General features: G+C 41.9%; 27 protein-coding genes. All 27 read left to right on the top strand.

Features of this window, described 5'->3' with window-relative positions:
• Position 1: 1 nt before the first annotated feature.
• The 27 genes from MHI01_RS10645 to MHI01_RS10515 all read left to right on the top strand — a co-directional run bounded on the left by MHI01_RS10645 (position 2) and on the right by MHI01_RS10515 (position 17120).
• On the top strand, positions 2 to 523 hold the full coding sequence (locus MHI01_RS10645; RefSeq protein WP_127544748.1) for a hypothetical protein: 522 nt from the start codon (positions 2 to 4) through the stop codon (positions 521 to 523).
• A gap of 129 nt (positions 524 to 652) precedes the next feature.
• Positions 653 to 1309: a pyridoxine/pyridoxamine 5'-phosphate oxidase gene (locus MHI01_RS10640; protein WP_340983079.1), complete on the top strand. Its 657-nt coding sequence runs from the start codon at positions 653 to 655 to the stop codon at positions 1307 to 1309.
• A gap of 81 nt (positions 1310 to 1390) precedes the next feature.
• The gene (locus MHI01_RS10635; RefSeq protein ID WP_315371939.1) at positions 1391 to 1960 is read left to right on the top strand and encodes a GNAT family N-acetyltransferase; all 570 of its coding nucleotides are present in this window, start codon (positions 1391 to 1393) and stop codon (positions 1958 to 1960) included.
• A 339-nt stretch (positions 1961 to 2299) separates the two neighbouring features.
• A complete protein-coding gene (locus tag MHI01_RS10630; protein WP_340983078.1) occupies positions 2300 to 3256 on the top strand; it encodes a radical SAM protein in 957 nt (318 codons plus the stop codon).
• Between the two features lie 208 nt (positions 3257 to 3464).
• Positions 3465 to 4478 (top strand): phosphodiester glycosidase family protein, encoded by a 1014-nt coding sequence (locus tag MHI01_RS10625; RefSeq protein WP_340983077.1) that lies wholly within the window; start codon positions 3465 to 3467, stop codon positions 4476 to 4478.
• Positions 4475 to 5488, top strand: a complete 1014-nt coding sequence (locus MHI01_RS10620) for a bifunctional glycosyltransferase family 2/GtrA family protein (protein WP_340983076.1) — start codon at positions 4475 to 4477, stop codon at positions 5486 to 5488. The genes MHI01_RS10625 and MHI01_RS10620 overlap by 4 nt, the downstream gene beginning before the upstream one ends.
• Positions 5489 to 5615: 127 nt before the next feature.
• Positions 5616 to 5942 carry a DUF962 domain-containing protein gene (locus MHI01_RS10615; protein ID WP_340983075.1) on the top strand — a complete coding sequence of 109 codons (327 nt, stop codon included), beginning with the start codon at positions 5616 to 5618 and terminating at the stop codon, positions 5940 to 5942.
• A 90-nt stretch (positions 5943 to 6032) separates the two neighbouring features.
• Positions 6033 to 6743 (top strand): AAA family ATPase, encoded by a 711-nt coding sequence (locus MHI01_RS10610; protein ID WP_036669450.1) that lies wholly within the window; start codon positions 6033 to 6035, stop codon positions 6741 to 6743.
• A gap of 67 nt (positions 6744 to 6810) precedes the next feature.
• Positions 6811 to 7299, top strand: coding sequence for a cysteine hydrolase family protein (locus tag MHI01_RS10605; RefSeq protein WP_282318876.1), 489 nt, complete (start codon positions 6811 to 6813; stop codon positions 7297 to 7299).
• Positions 7300 to 7331: 32 nt separating this feature from the next.
• On the top strand, positions 7332 to 7568 hold the full coding sequence (locus MHI01_RS10600; protein ID WP_282318875.1) for a hypothetical protein: 237 nt from the start codon (positions 7332 to 7334) through the stop codon (positions 7566 to 7568).
• 183 nt (positions 7569 to 7751) lie between these two features.
• Positions 7752 to 8264, top strand: a complete 513-nt coding sequence (locus tag MHI01_RS10595) for a GNAT family N-acetyltransferase (protein ID WP_235431534.1) — start codon at positions 7752 to 7754, stop codon at positions 8262 to 8264.
• Between the two features lie 34 nt (positions 8265 to 8298).
• On the top strand, positions 8299 to 8772 hold the full coding sequence (locus tag MHI01_RS10590) for a hypothetical protein (protein ID WP_127544720.1): 474 nt from the start codon (positions 8299 to 8301) through the stop codon (positions 8770 to 8772).
• Positions 8773 to 8813: 41 nt separating this feature from the next.
• Positions 8814 to 9224 carry a hypothetical protein gene (locus MHI01_RS10585; RefSeq protein WP_253506746.1) on the top strand — a complete coding sequence of 137 codons (411 nt, stop codon included), beginning with the start codon at positions 8814 to 8816 and terminating at the stop codon, positions 9222 to 9224.
• A 147-nt stretch (positions 9225 to 9371) separates the two neighbouring features.
• Complete coding sequence (locus MHI01_RS10580; protein WP_340983074.1) at positions 9372 to 9854, top strand: hypothetical protein; 483 nt, start codon at positions 9372 to 9374, stop codon at positions 9852 to 9854.
• 70 nt (positions 9855 to 9924) lie between these two features.
• Positions 9925 to 10389: an NUDIX domain-containing protein gene (locus MHI01_RS10575; RefSeq protein WP_315372474.1), complete on the top strand. Its 465-nt coding sequence runs from the start codon at positions 9925 to 9927 to the stop codon at positions 10387 to 10389.
• A 53-nt stretch (positions 10390 to 10442) separates the two neighbouring features.
• On the top strand, positions 10443 to 10811 hold the full coding sequence (locus tag MHI01_RS10570) for a hypothetical protein (protein ID WP_340983073.1): 369 nt from the start codon (positions 10443 to 10445) through the stop codon (positions 10809 to 10811).
• Positions 10812 to 10861: 50 nt separating this feature from the next.
• The gene (locus MHI01_RS10565; protein WP_127544709.1) at positions 10862 to 11518 is read left to right on the top strand and encodes a hypothetical protein; all 657 of its coding nucleotides are present in this window, start codon (positions 10862 to 10864) and stop codon (positions 11516 to 11518) included.
• 129 nt (positions 11519 to 11647) lie between these two features.
• On the top strand, positions 11648 to 12100 hold the full coding sequence (locus MHI01_RS10560) for a hypothetical protein (RefSeq protein WP_340983072.1): 453 nt from the start codon (positions 11648 to 11650) through the stop codon (positions 12098 to 12100).
• A gap of 33 nt (positions 12101 to 12133) precedes the next feature.
• Positions 12134 to 12637 carry a DUF4188 domain-containing protein gene (locus MHI01_RS10555; RefSeq protein ID WP_076252614.1) on the top strand — a complete coding sequence of 168 codons (504 nt, stop codon included), beginning with the start codon at positions 12134 to 12136 and terminating at the stop codon, positions 12635 to 12637.
• Positions 12638 to 12755: 118 nt separating this feature from the next.
• The gene (locus MHI01_RS10550) at positions 12756 to 13163 is read left to right on the top strand and encodes a hypothetical protein (protein ID WP_152683029.1); all 408 of its coding nucleotides are present in this window, start codon (positions 12756 to 12758) and stop codon (positions 13161 to 13163) included.
• A 171-nt stretch (positions 13164 to 13334) separates the two neighbouring features.
• A complete protein-coding gene (locus MHI01_RS10545; RefSeq protein ID WP_047842163.1) occupies positions 13335 to 13781 on the top strand; it encodes a LytTR family DNA-binding domain-containing protein in 447 nt (148 codons plus the stop codon).
• Entirely contained in the window at positions 13778 to 14188 is a 411-nt protein-coding gene (locus tag MHI01_RS10540) for a hypothetical protein (RefSeq protein ID WP_127544703.1), read from the top strand. The genes MHI01_RS10545 and MHI01_RS10540 overlap by 4 nt, the downstream gene beginning before the upstream one ends.
• Positions 14189 to 14203: 15 nt before the next feature.
• Entirely contained in the window at positions 14204 to 14605 is a 402-nt protein-coding gene (locus MHI01_RS10535; RefSeq protein ID WP_127544700.1) for a hypothetical protein, read from the top strand.
• 77 nt (positions 14606 to 14682) lie between these two features.
• Positions 14683 to 15075, top strand: coding sequence for a hypothetical protein (locus MHI01_RS10530; protein ID WP_340983071.1), 393 nt, complete (start codon positions 14683 to 14685; stop codon positions 15073 to 15075).
• A gap of 5 nt (positions 15076 to 15080) precedes the next feature.
• Complete coding sequence (locus MHI01_RS10525; RefSeq protein ID WP_127544694.1) at positions 15081 to 15428, top strand: hypothetical protein; 348 nt, start codon at positions 15081 to 15083, stop codon at positions 15426 to 15428.
• A 276-nt stretch (positions 15429 to 15704) separates the two neighbouring features.
• Entirely contained in the window at positions 15705 to 16214 is a 510-nt protein-coding gene (locus MHI01_RS10520; RefSeq protein ID WP_036610394.1) for a hypothetical protein, read from the top strand.
• 66 nt (positions 16215 to 16280) lie between these two features.
• On the top strand, positions 16281 to 17120 hold the full coding sequence (locus tag MHI01_RS10515; protein WP_253506780.1) for an adenylyl-sulfate kinase: 840 nt from the start codon (positions 16281 to 16283) through the stop codon (positions 17118 to 17120).
• Positions 17121 to 17340 lie beyond the last annotated feature (220 nt).

Genomic DNA, 17340 nt, shown 5'->3' with positions numbered 1-17340 from the left:
CATGGGGTTTAGGATGGAATACGGAGACACCAATTTTATTGCATTAGTCAACGCGGATCAATACAAGACGTACGTAAGTGAAGACTGGGAGCTGGATATGCTGTTAAACCATTTTGTTCAGGAGATGCAGATTGGAAACATATTAGTTCTCCAAATGACTAATGAAGGTGTTGAGCATTCATGGACAACGGAGTTTACTTTTGAAAATAATATAGACGTTGAAAGCTGCTATAGAAGAGCTAAAGGATACATCCAGGTTACTGATAATCAGTTATATCTGGTGGACTACACCTGTCTGACCATGGCAGCTCAATTTGAAGATTGTATCGTACCAGACGATAATTGCGCCAGATATAGAATTGAGTTACAAAACGGAACGTATCAGGTAGAAATCATTCAGTATTATAATCCAGATATTGGAGAGTACGTTGGAATAAAGGAAGCAGAACTTATTATGGATTTTAAGAAAGTAACTGAGCTTGGAAAAAATGAGGATAAAGTGATCTGGTGCAGTTATATGTAGATGGAATGGGTGAACCACGGATGCTCTTGAGTATTTATTTTGAAGAAGACAAAGATCTGCTTACATGGGAAGCGGAGAGTGAAGGATAAAAATAAACGAATATACTAAAGAGAAGATGGAGGCGATGACATGAGCGATAAACCAATCGAACTGTTGCAACGTTTAAAATCTTTATCCGGCCCATTTCCAACGTGGGATATGGGGCAGTTACCGGATCGGCCGGGGAAGTTATTTTTGGAGTGGTTGAGATTGGCGGTTGAGAACGAAGTGAAAGAACCTCATGCTATGACAATATCCACCGTGGATCAAGACGGTTATCCTGATGCGCGGGTGTTGATTTTGAAGAACGTAATCGACGAAACGTTTTATTTTGCCTCCAGTTCGGAGAGCCGAAAAGGGCAGCAGTTGAAGGAGAATCCTCATGTCGCTCTGACATTCTACTGGCCTTCCCTTGGAAGACAGATTCGGATAAGGGGAATTGCGGAGGATCGGGGAGATGAAGCGGGTGCTGATGATTTCCGCAAACGTTCAGCTGGAGCAAGAGCAGTTGCTATGACAGGACATCAGAGTGAGGTTTTGGATAGCGAGGAAGTGCTGGATAGTTCCATTGAAGCTCAGAAGGAAAAGATAAGACGTGACCCCAGTGTTGTTACACCTCATTGGCGTTTATATGCCGTGAATGCACAAGAGGTGGAGTTTTGGCAGGGAGATTCGGAACGCAAGCATGTACGAGTCCAATATGTGATGCAAGATGGGCAGTGGAAGTCACTCAGATTGTGGCCTTGATTGTACAACAGATGAGTCAGGCAATATGAAGCGAGCTGCTGTGTGTTTCTTTTTCCTAACAATCTGAGGGAGGATAAATCTATGAAAACGATTGAAAGTTTCTTCGAACCATTTCCCATGTTGGAAACCGAACGGACGTTACTCCGACCTCTTACCTATGATGATCTGGAGGATATGTACAGTTACTGCGTTGTACCTGCTGTATCGGAGTTCACGACCTGGGACGCGCATCAGAGCAAAGAAGACACTAAAGCTTTTTTAGATTTTGTCATGAGTCGCTATGAAACGGATCTAATAGGCCCATGGGGGATTGAAGATAAACACACTAAGAGGCTGATTGGTAGTTGTAACTATCTAGGGTGTGACAGCGATAACAGGAGAGTTGAACTGGGATATGTGTTATCTAATCAATTTTGGAATCAGGGCTACATGACCGAGGTAGTGAAACGAATCATCCAATTTGGATTTGATGAAGTGGGGCTCGAGCGAATCCAGGCCAGATGTTTAGTGGAAAACACAGGTTCTGCCAAGGTCATGGAGAAGGCAGGCATGCAATTCGAAGGTGTGCTGAGGAAATACATGAAGGTAAAAAATGAGCTTCAAGATCTGAAGATGTATGCTATCGTAAAAGAAGACTTCTACTCGTGTTAAATAAAGAACGTGTTATTGAAAAGTCGTGTGTCATTTATCATGCTGGCGAGCCATAGATTTTCCTATAATCCTAAATTTATCAGTGATACACAATAAAAGCAGAAGTAAGAAATAGCTTGAATTGCTACATCAAAAGGTCAAGGTATCGTATTTTATATTGTCTAATTCAATAATTATATGCCTAGCTTTGGCCCATTCCTGATCGTTGAGGATATGGGTTTTATTTTTGTTTTCAGCAAGCAACGTACATAATGTCATATCTTGAACCTGATGCTTTCCGCTATAATCTTCAAGTTATTAAAACATGGATTGAATGAAGGAACCAGGAGGTACAACGAATTGACGACCAAAAACAGATATAAATCACTCGAACTGGAAACCCCCGGCGTATATGAGCTAGAAGGGCTTGAAGTGGGAGTGACATCGAACTGCAATTATAAATGTGACTACTGCTGCGCCTACAATCGGGATGATGGAGCGTGTATCAATAGTCAGGAAGTCATCCGTATTATTAGTGAGCTTCCTCGTCTCAAGAGAGTGCGATTGTCAGGGGGAGAAGTTACTCTGAAATACCAGGATTGCCTGGAGATTGTGACGTACTGTACGGCACATGGCATCGATACACAATTGAACAGTAATGCCAGTCTGCTGACTGAAGAACGAATCATCGCGTTGCGTGATGCAGGCTTGTCCAACATTCATATCTCGTTCAATTATACGGATGCGGAGTCGTATGCTACGTACTACCGCGTGCATCCTCGCATGTATGAAAGGTTGGAGCAGAATATCCGTCTGTGCACGGAAGCCGGTCTGGAGACGGTGCTGGAAACGTTACTATTTGAAGGTAATCAAGCGAACATGCAGGCCATTAGCGATAAGGTGTATGATCTGGGTGTGCGCATCCATGAGATCCAGAACAGTATTAAGATGCCGCATACCGACTGGACCCAGATTGTATCCAAAGAGTCCCTTGTTCGATCTGTTACGGAATTAATTAAACATAAAAAGCCAGATACAACGCTCTATTTCACCTGTATGGATCGGTTCGCTGAACAGTTGAATTTGCGCGAACAACCTGGTGTGTATTTCTCTAATTGTGTGGATGGCACGAAACAGTTGCACCTGCACGGCAACGGGGATATTATCATCTGTGAGTTATGCCATCCTGTGGTGATTGGCAACATCTACAATGGAACGTCGTTGAAGGATATCTATACCCAGCAGCCGCCGGCGTTAACGGAGTTTTTGGAAAAGCGGCCTTGTCCCGCGTACGATGCTCTTTTTGCAGACGCATAACAGGAAGACCTGATGAAGATATGTGATATGAATGTTGAACGAATATGTACACGATAACAGTGACATTTAGGGTTATATAGACTGAAATCAAGGTGATCTGGTTTCCTCAATGGGAAAACGGATCACCTTTTTTGATATGGTTTCAGATTCATTTAAGCTACTCGGCCTAATATGGCCTTAAGAACTTAGATGAAGAGGTGAGCTTCACATGATGAAGATTGATGAGAAACCAACCCGGAAAGAACCACATAAACGACCGATCTCTCCAAGAAAGCGCAGATGGTTCATCATCACACTTGTCATCGTGCTTGCGGTAGGTGGAATCCTGTATAGTCTGGCTGACCGTTACCTGATCCGGCATGTACAGGTGGTTGTAGCGGATGAGAACACGGCAACGGTAGCAACGGGCACCAACAATGATTCCAGCAGTACTTCGACCACCGCAACTGAAGTGAGTGCAACGTCAGATGATTGGAATTATTCGAGTGATGATATGAAAGTCAATATTGAAAAGGTACAGACCGGCTCTGGCTCGGATCAGATTACGTATTATGTCGCCGATGTTCAGCTAACGGATGCAAGCAGCCTGCGAACTGCGCTAGCGGACAACAGTTTTGGAACGAACATCACCGAGAATACGTCAGAGATTGCCGCAGCCAACAATGCGATCTTTGCCATTAATGGTGACTACTACGGATTCCGTGATGATGGTGTCATTATCCGAAATGGAACGTTGTATCGGGACAGCCCCACGCGGGATGCACTTGCCCTGTTCAACGATGGTACGATGAAAACATATAACGAGAACGAGATTTCTTCCTCGGAACTGCTGGCCGAAGGTGCAACCGATACACTATCCTTTGGGCCCATTCTGATTCAGGATGGCGAGATTGTCAGTGATTTTAGCAGTGTGAAAATCGATAATAACTTCGGTAATCGTTCCATTCAAGACGCAAATCCAAGAACAGCGATCGGCATGATTGCTCCGAATCATTATGTCTTTGTGGTGGTGGACGGACGGCAGGACAACAGCCGTGGCATGACTCTGGCAGAACTGGCGGATGTCATGAAAGGCCTCGGAGCAACCGGGGCTTACAATCTAGACGGCGGCGGTTCATCCACGATGTATTTTATGGGCAGAGTTGTCAATAACCCGCTGGGGCGTAACCAGGAACGTGGCGTAAGTGACATTCTTTATCTGACGGAGGGACAAGGATCATGACGATATTAATTCCATCATATGAACCCGATGTTCGTTTACTGAATCTCGTTCTGCAACTGCAAACATTTAAACTTGGCCCTATTGTGATTGTGGATGATGGCAGCGGCCCCGGTTACCGTGGGATTTTTGAAACGGCAGAAGCCTATGGCTGTACGGTCCTGACACATCCCGTCAATCTAGGTAAGGGCAGGGCGTTGAAGACGGGCTTTCAGTATATTAAGGAGTTTGGACCACAGGGCGGTGTGGTGTGTGCAGATAGTGACGGACAGCATCTACCGCATGATATTAAGCGTATCTTCGAAGTGCTACTCGCACAGACGACACCAGGAATTGTACTCGGCAGCCGTCGCTTCAGTGGTAAAATTCCAGCACGTAGCCGGTTTGGCAATACAGTCACAAGGGCGGTCTTTTCCCTCACAACAGGTACCCAGGTATATGATACACAGACGGGTCTACGTGGTTTTCCTTACTCCATGCTGGATTGGCTGAACCAGATTCCTGGGGATCGGTTTGAATATGAGATGAACATGTTATTAACGGCACACAAGGAAGGGTATGAGATTACGGAGGAGTTTATTGATACGGTGTATCTGGATCACAATGAGTCCTCCCATTTCCGCCCGTTGGTTGATTCGTTCCGGATCTATATGCCAATCCTGATGTTCAGCACATCTTCGGTGCTATCGGCACTGATTGATTTTGGATTACTGTTCGTCATCCAGTATTTGACGCATAATCTGTTTCTGTCGGTTGTCGCAGCAAGACTGTGCAGCTCCATCTTCAACTATACGATTAATCGGAAGTACGTATTTTCCGCTGGACGAACCTCTAAGGTTCGGCAGTCTTTGCCCAAATATTTCTCACTTGTCCTACTGGTGCTGTTATTAAACTACGGTTTATTGTATTTTTATAATGAAAAACTAATTATCCCGCTGCTCACAGCTAAGCTGCTGACCGAGGTATCCATCTTCCTGTTCAGCTATTGGGCACAGCGCAGATTTGTCTATTAACTCTGAAGAGAGAGTAAGCCTATGGCTTGCTCTTTTTTGGTTGGAACGGTTTCATATGTACCCCGAAATAGGTTACGATGGAGTGGGATATAAGGAGCCTTATTTTAGGTGAAATGGATGTGGACTGATGTTGAATCGTGTGCGCAAGGACTTGCGTTATTACCTTCAGGAGCATCAGGATCGGAAAAACCGCATTTTGCATTACTTCGCGTTTTTGTCGGCGTTTGTGGCATGGAATTTTTTGTTTATTGATATCAAAGTCACGCTCCTACTCGCTGTAACCCATTACGTTTTATCCTGGATGGGGCACTTCTATTATGAAGGCAATAAACCCGCAGCTTTTCGTTATCCTCCTATCGGTTTTTATGCGGGGTTTACCTGGTTTTTCATGAAAACGATGGAGATCATAACCCGCAAGGACATCATTCGTCCATGGCTGGACCAATCAGAGTAAACTTAATTTTAATTTGAAGATAAGTGTGCGAAGTTCGAGTGTAAATGTTCTTTTGTTGAACTTATATAAAATAAATGTGGGAGGATGATTATGTATCTTCGAAGTGTGGAACTCCTGTCGGCCAAGATCGAGAATCGGAACCAATATCCTTTTGACATCCCCGCGATCCGGTCCTTGGAACGATTGGAGCTCACGAATAACGTTACTTTTTTTGTAGGTGAAAATGGTTCAGGGAAATCTACGCTGCTCGAAGGCATCGCTCATCAATGTGGATTCAATACCGCAGGGGGCGGCAGGAATAATACCTATGAGACACATGCTTCAGAATCCTCGCTCGGGAATTATCTCAGGCTGGCATGGTTACCCAAAATAACGAATGGCTTCTTCATGCGCTCTGAATCGTTCTATCAATTCGCATCACATGTCGATGAGATGCCGGCGTCGCTTCAATATTATGGCGGGCGTTCATTACATGAACAATCACATGGGGAGTCTTTTCTCAGTCTGTTCGTCAATCGCTTCAGTTCCAAAGGCATCTATCTGCTTGACGAGCCCGAAGCCGCTTTGTCTCCAGCTAGGCAGCTCTCCTTATTGCGTATCCTTCATGATCTGTCAGGCACTTCACAATTCATTATTGCGACGCATTCACCCATTTTGCTGGGATATCCGGGGGCAGAGATTTTAAGTTTTGACGATAGCCATATTCAAGAGATAGCCTATGAGGAGACAGATCACTATCAGATTACTCGCAGCTTTCTGGAGAATCGCGACCGGATGCTGAATGAATTATTTAAAGATTAAGTTCTCAGTTTAACAAGGGAAGTCACTCAACCATGCGACATGAAATTTATTTATGAGGAGAGATTGGATGAAAGTAGGTTTGCTGATTGTTGATATGCAGGAGAGTATTGTGCGTAAAAAGATGGACCAGACTTCGATAGACCATGCCTGTGAGTACATTAACCATGTGGCTAATGTGCTGCGCTCGAATGATCATACGGTCGTTTACGTGCAGGATGTGGAGGGCATGGAGGAGGCAGTGTCAGATGAGTATCGCATCATACCCGAGGTGGATGTGAATGAGAAGGATCTCACCGTTACCAAGGAAGCCTCCAATGCCTTCTGGCAGACCGATTTGGAGCAGGTGTTGAAGAGTCATGGAGTTGAATTGGTGATCATCGCCGGTTTTGCCGCAGAGGAATGTGTTCTATTCACCTACAACGGAGCGATGGAGCGAGGTTTCCGTCCGGTGATGTTGCAAAATGGAATTCTTAGCACACATCCCGAAGCGGTGGCTTCAACGTACAGAGATCGCAATGTGATCTCATATCCTGTGGTTGATTATCTGATTCAATAAGTGTTGGCTACATGCCAGTGGAGGTGATGGTTATGAACGTGCTTAACGTTGCTTTTGTCCTATTGATCTCATTGGCAGGAGTTGTTTTCGGTGTTCAGGGGTTGAAGAAAAAATCTCCAGTCATGATGTATTTCAGTGTAATATTTATTTTCGTTCCTATACTTCTTTTCATGGATTGGTTGACGTTCTTACCTTTTATCGCTCCCGCAGCGCTTGCCAGTGGATATTTGGTGAAAAATAAAGACAAGACCAATAATCGGACTCTTTAGGGAGTCTTTTTTTTGTTCATGTCCACTGTGAAAGTAGGTTACTCCATGGTTTAAACCAAACTTTGCCTATATCTGCTGTGGTTGAAAGGATATATTGAGAACAGGGCACAGCAAACTCGTTGTGGACATCGGTAATGTCATGTATGGACCACTAACCAACTCATTAACTAAGGGAGATGTGCAATGAAGATGAATGTGCAAATTACGAGTATTTTGGCAGAACAAAAGGAATTGTTCCTCAACCTGTACAACTTGTACTTATATGATCTGTCCGAATTTTCTGGCGAGGATCTACTTGAAGAGGGGAAATATGATCCAACGAACACCTATCTATATCTGGAACGCGATGAATTACATCCGTTTTTGATTCAGTATGAAGGAAAGGTTATTGGATTCGTACTGGTCTGCTCACCTCCATATGTGCCGGAAGGTGTGGATTATACCGTGCAAGAGCTGTTCTTGGTCAAAAAATATCGCGGACAGGGGCTGGCAGCACAAGCGATTGACTTGGTTTTTGCTCAATTTGAGGGTACATTTAAAGTGGAACAGCTTGCTAATAATGCGGCAGCAGTTTCGTTCTGGAAAAAATATTATGAGCAACATCAGATTGAATACACTGAGTCTGAATATAACATTGAGATTGACAACATCGCTGGTAGCCACCGGATTTTGTCTCAGACTTTTGTACGTGGATGACGGTATAGAAGTATGAAGGGAGCAAGTAGGTTAAATGTCTAAAGAGCAATATTTCAAGGACCTCGAAGAAATTATTCATGATGTGATCTATATAGGTTCTTCTGATTCAGAACTTCAGAAAGAAATAGAAACGAATATGTGGTGTATTTCAATTTCAGAAGAAATGTCTAATGAAGTGAACTTGAGTGATTTTAGTGCTTTTATTATGAACGTCATAGCCAACCGTCAGAATCAGATTAATCATTCGAATAAGCAGAGCGGATTGATATTTTATCTATGGTTTGATTTTATGGCGAGTCAATTAAGATTTAATCTAATCTCGGATAGCAATAAGGAGCTACCTTTCAGATGCAAAATTCAGAATGTGAGTGAGCCTGATGAAATTATAGATCTTTTTTTGAAGTCGAATGTTTATGTTGAGATAACCCAAGATACAGATACTAATGAGAATGATGCAGATAATGAATACGTATTAAAGGTATTTACACAATATTTAGACAAACAGTAAACCGTATATCATAGGAATATTTAAATTAGAAGGTGATTAGTATGTTCATTATCGTAGCAACCAAAGGGAGTTCGAAGTGGGTCTCAGGTGTATTTCAGGCAGAAGAAGTAGCTAGACTGTACATGGATCTCATACCTGATGAACTTAAGGAATACCAGGAATTCGTTCAGGTAGAGAAAATCACATATCCTTTTTATATTATAGAGCGTCAGGATTCTCCATTTAGGTTTCTTGGTAAAGATGAAGTGATTTCACTTTTTGATAAAACAGATGTGTCAGAGGATGAAGATGAGGTGCACTTCAATATCTACACGATTGATTCAGATTATAGATCGAACAAACCTGGAACAGATTATATGGGAGCACTGAGGCATGATCATGTGACCAATGAATTTATAGAGATGTATCGTGAAGAAGGAACAGAGTTTCTGAGTAAAAGAAGGATTTTCTAAATGTAATGAATTTTTTCTCAAGGTCCTATGTGCTTCTCCTGAGTTGGGAGATAGATAGGATCTTTTTCAATTTCCATTTTCCAATACATGGGTTATGATGAATTAAGAGGAGTCTATGGGAGTGAAGTGTTTGAGGGGGGCATAAGCATGCCGAAGCATCATTTTGTTATTGAAAACAAAGCGGAAGTAAACGAGTATATCCATACTTCCTACTCTTGGGACTCTCAGGACTTGATACATAAAAGTGGGTTAACGCCAGAGAATCATGCGACCCTGGAAGACGAATTCATTGCGTACATCTATGATTCCCTTTGCTGGTTGGATACATGGAATCCATCTACGTGTATGAGATGTAGTGGACTGAACAACTATGGAATAACCGTGATTAAAGAGCAGGATGTTTTGTTGAAGTTTCATCAACTGATTCAGGCCTGGATTGATCTATTCAGCCATGCGGCGGATCCGATTGTTCTGACAGGGAGTTACTGTTTTGATGGAGAAGAACGGAAGGGCTACTACGAGAAACTCGTGTACAACAGAGTTGAATTAATCAACGAATTACATAAGCTTGCGAACATGGCAAAGTATGCTGAGAAAAATGGGAAATGCATTGTGCATTTTGGAATATGAATCAATAGAAAAGGTTCCTGATTAAAATCGTAAGCTGTTGAAAGCAACCCAACAGAGAGGAGCAAGAGTAATGACTAGTCGTATTGTAGTTACGGGTGGAGCTATTATTCGAGATTATATGGGGAGGGTTCTGCTGCAAAAGAGATCAGATTATGGAGATTGGGGATTACCCGGTGGTGGTATGGAACCAGGTGAACGAATCGAAGAAACCATGATTAGAGAAGTGAAAGAGGAAACAGGGCTTGAGGTGAGTTCTTATGAATTGGCCTCCATCTATACGGGCGAGAGGATGCACTATACGTATCCGGATGGAAATGAAGTAGTATTTGTAATGTTTTTATTTGACGTTATTGCGGAGTTGGAAGGAAAACTCTGTGATGATCAATTAACTCTTTTATTTGAAGATGAACAGAAGGAGTCATTACAGCTTGTTTTTAAAAGTCTGGATGAGATTGATATTTCCACAATTAACAATGTGCAGAAGCCTATATTTGTAGATTTGAAGCAAGGAGAGTCTAAATTGCTACGCCAGTGATTGCGTAAATATAATAGCCCAAAATGAATAGAGGTTAGATTATGGTGAAAAACATGGCAATAATTCAACCTTTTATTCCAGCATTTTCTGTTCAAAATTTGGAGTGGGTTGCTGGGTTGAATCTGTATATAAAACAAGACAAATATTATGAAAATATTTCGATTGCAGATATTACATTTTTAATAAAATTATTAAATGTTACATATGAATTACTTTTTAGATTCACTAATATTGAAAGTTTTCATTATAAGCCTCATGGTGTTCTAGTTCAGATAAGTGGGTTTAATATTAAAGATCTGAAAGACCACGGATATCATCCGATGAAATATTACGTTGAAGACTATGAGGACGGAATATTAGGATTTTATTGTGAGGATATTGAATTGATACATGTGCAAGAGAGTGAGCACTTAGCTTTGTAAGTCATACAACATCATAGTTGAGCCTTTTAATAAAGAAAGGAGTTTTTACATTGCCTTGGCCGATGGTACATTTTGCAATTGCATCCGAGTTGATATCCGAACCATTCCCTGAATTGTTATTGGGGAGCCTTGCTCCTGATTCGATCCATGTAAGAACTAATCTTCGTACAGAAAAGGCGAAAACCCACCTCATGCCAGAGGCAGGAAGATTCGCAACAGACGAAGAACTTAAAGGATTTTTTGAATCCAACAAGAAATTAGCTTATAGTGATCCCAAATTCCTGCAATATCTGTGCGGTTACATCGCCCATATCTATACGGATCGCGCGTGGACATTCGATATCTATCCTGCATATGAAGTCCATCCCAACGGAAGAAGTGTGTATACACAGGATGTCACAAAGCTGGAGTTTATGATTTTACGGAATTGGAACAGGGCCAATGATTGGTTAAATGAGCTGAATGTGGGAAGAGCATTTGATTTAGGCGGATTGCTGGAATCTGAGGTGTACCAGTATAGAGAAGAGAAACTTGAGTTTTTAGTTAACCCTGACAACGAACCTTTGGGTGATTTAAATATGTTATCCATGGAAGCTATGGAAGAGTTCATACATAAAACGGCGTTAGCGCTAAAAGAATTGTATACAAGTTGGAATGTGTATGAAGATTTACGCAGCAATGAAGGCACTGCACAAATGCGTTTGTGAGTTGCATTCGGAGATTAATGAGATTATTTTAGCTGTAAATGAAGGAAATATTTCGGCACAGCGGTTATATCTGAAAGACATGATCTCCAGTTAATCTTGCATCATGAAATCACATAAAGGAGGATGACTATGGACATCGTTATGACGCTTGAACCGCACGGATGGCTGGATATCCTGGTTCAACCCGAACAGGGAGAACAGATTGAGATTCCGGTTTCTTTTTTGTCGGATGCGGTGGATGAGATAACACGTCAGTTCGTTGCATTGCACAAAGGAGCCACGGAGGTAACCATGACCATGCAGACCGAACCTGGAGAATATCGCTTCTGGATCAAGAAACGTTCGCAGGTAATCGTTCAATTCATGGTGTATGAGATGAGTGATAACTTTAGCACGGAAGCCGTTACAGAGGGGCGATTGCTTATGTCTGAGGAGTTATCCTTGGTCAAGTTGACTAAGCTATTTTACAGAGAATTAAGCAGAATGAAGGAAATGGGACCGGAGGAATATCACAAACGGTGGAGTTTTGAATTTCCCCTGAATGCCTATGAGCGGATAGGCAGGGTCGTCCAGATCCGATGAAATCGAATGTGTTTGACGAGAAGGAGGGGTGACATGGTGAACATACATAAGGGAAGATACTCCGCTCAGATTGAGGGAGAATTTGTTGTTTTTATTATCGGAATGAGGATCAATCGTCTGTGGGCTATACACAAATGGTTGCCTGTCTTTAAGTCCATGGGACCGATGATTAAAGAACTGTATATGAATCCGGAGACTGGATTTCTGAGTACAGAGTATTTTATAAGTTGGCGTGGGGTGACGCTACTACAATACTGGCGCTCTTACGATGAATTGGAGAAATACGCACGAGGCGGATTACATTTGGAAGCTTGGAAAAAATTCAACCGATCCATTGGTACTGACGGAACAGTAGGGATATATCATGAAACATACAAGGCTCAGTCGGGTTCCTTCGAGACCATATACGCCAACATGCCCAAATTCGGATTAGCTAAAGCTTCTGACCATGTGCCTTCGACAGGGAAAATGGAGACATCCAGACGCAGAATGGGCGGAGAGAATGACCCGGCCGTGGAAGTACCAGAGAATCCTTAAATAGGTAAAAAGAAAGGGGCATGTTATGAAGGCTAAACTTCGACCAGAAGATATATATTCAAAGCAACTTAGCTGGCTGTGTATTGAACCAATGCTTGTTTCGGTACGGGGCAGAGATATGGCAGCCAAAACAGAGATATACCGAATGTTACACGAAGGGCAACAAGCTTTATTTCTGTTCTATTCCTATCACAATCACACGAAAAGTCTGGCAGAATTTTATTGGTTTTCGGCATATAACATCATTGAGATCAAAAGCTGGAATGGAATAAAAAATGGGATGCACTTTTTTCATTTAGATGAGATGGTTAATGTACTTGAACAGATTGAAAGTCTCATTACGGACAAAAATAAAGTGGGTGAAGAGTGGCTTGAGGTGCTGGCAACAGATCTGGATAAGGACCCAATCTTGCTTCAGAGAACAGAGGTGTTATATGACACCTATCAGACCGTGGCGCAAGCAGCTATTACACATATGAATGAGATGATCCTGCAAAATCGGGATATGTATCTGGAGATTGAGTAAGGTTAACGTAGCACCTCCTTATATTAAAAGAACTGCTCCCATGGAGTGGTTCTTTTTAGTATTTATGCAGTACCGATGCAACAAACTTGCAAAATCATGCAACAAAACGCAATACAGTGGGATTGCCGTAACTATGCTTGTAATATGAGTTGTGAGAGGAGGGGCAAACACATGAAAGTCATTTTTGAAGAGGACACGACAGTTGAAAAAAGGTTAGCCAAGGTCATAACCCATCCTGCGGAGAAGTCGAAGTGGGACCGTATTCAGAAGGCAATCTGTGAATCGGAAACTCAATTAACGGTCATCCATGCCAAGAATAATCGCAATATACAGATCCAGTTGAGCTCGGTGGTTGCCTTTGAATCAGAGGATCGGATGTGCTGTGTCCGGGTGATCTCAGGTGAGAGGTACTTGCTTCATAAACGTCTGAAATTTGTAGAAGAGGATCTGGATGACCTTCATTTTGTAAAAATAAATAATCAAACGATCATCAATACGCGGTACATCACCGCATTCTCTGCAACAGACCAAGCTCGAATTAAGGTAGACCTGAGCGATAGCTCCAGTTACTTCGTCAGCCGATTTTATATTAAAAACTTTAGGGGGAAATTATCATGATTACTCAACTTAGAAATTCTTTTTTTCAAGTATTCACTATAATGACGCTATGGATCACACTCTTGGCTACAATATTCTTTGGTGATCTGCCCATTCAGATGTCCTATTTAAGGAACATAGCGGGTATTGCTTTTATTGCAGCTTTGTTGTTTGGAATGATGTATAACATACTGTGGAACTATTTTACGTTAAAACCGGTATGGAATATCGTCATTTCTTCCACATTCAATATTGCAGGAGGTATGGCGATGATATGGTTATTCTCGGTAGACATGTTCCAATTCATCGCTCCCTGGTTCCCCGGCATGTGGTTATTATCTATCGTGCTACACGTCATCGCTTTTTATTTTTATGCTAGAATAGATAGCAGGAAAAAAGCGGAAGAGTTAAATAACATTCTCAAGTAGGTAGGGAGTACACGTATGAACGAGGAAGAACTGTTGCAGTTGTACGGATTGGAACCTGATGAGGTAAACCGGGAGGCCATCCGACAGCTGCTTCAGCAAGAGATTGAGAACCGGAAGTCAGAGGATAACGAGGTTCTGAGACTGTTGTGCATCATGTTATTCTGTATTGGAAATGTGGAGGACACCAGGCTGATCTGGCAAGCCAAACGAAAGAATCAGGATACGGGCAGTTATATTGATGTGCAATTATTATGTGGTGCAGGGTATGAGGAGACATTGTTTTACCTGGAAAATAATATGGACGGGGAACAGGCGCACAAGGAGTTGCTTTACCTTAAACAGTGCGAGCCGTATGACTTTGTTGATTTCTCCAACGCGGAATGGGTCTCAAACTATAAACAATATTATGGTGTTTAATATATGAACATACGGGATGAGGTAATTCATAGGCATGGAATAAACGAGCAAACAGACATACTGGAAGGAGGGGGGCTATGCCAAGTTTGCATGACAACATCATATTAAGCTACGAAGTTGATTTAGAGAACAAAAGGATCAGGATGCGTACTCGTTCAAGTCATGATGTGCCGAAAAATATGGATGTTTTATTCTCTGGTGTTATGGCTCATATGTTTGATACACCGCTGCATGGCAGCATTATTTTGGATCTGGATGAGTGGGATATAGAGCATTTTATCCATTATAATCGAGAGTTGTTAGAATCGGGGATGGGTCAAGGGTGGCCTGTCAGTTATGATTCCTATGATGAATTGCAAATCCACCTGATCGAGGAGAAATACAAGTACATGGTGATCTCATCCTCGTATGGATTGAGTGGTTGGGTTTTGGCAAAGAACGTAGAAATATCGGTTATTGAAACGGGGTGAACGGGATGGAGCGTGAATACACACAGCATGGTGGCAAGAAGGGCGCAGGACTAAGAACGGGCATTGTTGTTCTTGTTGTTCTGCTCGTTATTCTAGTCATGACCAATCCAAACGAAGAAGATTTTGTTGCGTGGCTCGCAAGTGAACATGACATCCATGCTTCGTATGATGTGAATGATGGCAGGACGTTTACGCAGACGATCGACGGTGAGGAAAAGAAGCTTCACTATAAAGGCGGACATATAGGGCATATAGGGATTTTTTCAACATACAGTTACCGTTTTGCGGATAATGAAGAAAAAGAGATCCAGATTGAAGCGGTCGGTATAATGAATATGTTATTTGATAGATAGGTAGATTGATTGTGGACAGTTACAAAAGTTGAGTGAAAGTTCTGCTGATAACCACGCGCTTTGCATGATGTAACTCGTGCAGAGAAGCGTGTTTTTTTGCGTATAAAGCGATAGAAACAGAGATGGTTAACTTCGTTTATTCGCAAATTCCACATTATGGGTTATGATGTACCTTGAGAGAAAATTTTACATACATAGGAAGTCTCTATTTTAAATTAAAGGCATTTAAGGTCTTTACGAGGGGAGTATTATCCATGATTGAATGGAGGGCTGACTATGAAAAAGTTAAACGTAGTTTCATTATTATTACTACTTCTGGTGGCCTGTCAGAACCAGGAAAACACTGAAGATGCACAACAATCAATAGATTCCTTGGCTCAAAGTGTCACAGCAAAAGAGACACAACAGGATGAAGAAATATCGACATCCCATGAGAAGGAAGACATCCCACCAGAGTATCTCGATGAAACAAACTATACCGGTGACAAATTGGAAATCGTCAAACTTATGAATGCCCGTATACGTTATTTATACGAAAAGGATGAAATAGCATATATGAGTTTGATTGATCCTGAATCTCCTATATCAGGTATGGGAAGATACAAAGTTCTAAAGGTTACTTCCATGAGCGATATCACTATACAGGAGCAAAGGAAACTCTATCAGGCAGTGGTGATAGTTAATGAGTTAAATGAGAACGACGAAGAGTATAGCAATACGATGGTGTTTTGGAAAAAGAAAGAAGATGGCGATAACGCGCAATGGATTTTTGCAGACATTGATTAAGCACAGTAGAACACTGTCTTGATCATGGAGCTGAAAATTTTATACAACCTAAAGGATGATGTAATGATGGATAGGCGATTAATACTCATTGAAGGGTTACCGGGTTCAGGCAAGTCGACGGTTGCCAATATGGTATCCGAAATTTTGATAGAACAAGGCAAGACGGTACAACTATTTCAAGAAGGGGACTTGGATCACCCTGCTGATTACGAAGGCGTATCTTTTTATTATGCTGGAGACTTCGAGGCTTTATTGAAAACACATGAAGAATACAGAGAGATTTTGGAAAGCAATGCGATTGTCCATGATCAAGGTTTCCTGATTCCTTATCGTAAGATGAAAGAACAGTGGGGAATAGATTTGCCCGATCACATTGTACAGGATATTTTCAGCCGAGATATTTACGAAATTCCTTTTGAGCAAAATGTTAAGCTGATCACCGAGAAGTGGCAAGATTTCGCCCAAAACGTGTTAAGCACGAATGATGACTGCATCACGATATTTGAGTGTTGTTTTATCCAGAATCCACTAACTATGGGTCTTGTAAAATGCAATCAATCCAAAGAGCAGAACGTGCAGTATGTATTGGAACTGGGGCGTATCATTCATGATCTGAATCCGCTTCTCATCTATATCGACCAGAAAGATATATCCTATACATTTGATAAGGCAGTTAGTGAAAGACCAAAAGAATGGTCAGAAGGTTTTATTGACTACTATACGAATCAGGGTCTTGGGCAAGCACAGGGTTATAAGGGTATTGAAGGTACGGTACAGGTTTTGCAGGAAAGAAAGAATTTAGAGTCCAAAATCTATGGGTTACTTCAGATGGATAAGGTCTGGCTGGATAATTCGGATTATGACCGCGAGGCTTGTAGGCGCAAACTAGAAAAGATTTTGCAGTAACCTTAATGAAATACGAATACATACCGGAGGTCAGTTTTATGACATTTTATGGAGTAGCCTTAATTGCAACAACCGCAATCTTAATTATTATAGGTGTTCGAAGCAAACGGAAAGTAATTCTTAGATGGGGCATAGCCAGTTTAATTTTATTGCTCGTACTCATCATTCCCTCATTCATCATGGGATTCATGGACGGATTTGCTGATGGATGGTCAGCGAG

The sequence above is a fragment of the Paenibacillus sp. FSL M7-0656 genome (assembly GCF_038003225.1).
Classification (GTDB): Bacteria; Bacillota; Bacilli; order Paenibacillales; family Paenibacillaceae; genus Paenibacillus; species Paenibacillus amylolyticus.
This window is presented reverse-complemented; position numbering and strand designations above follow the sequence as displayed.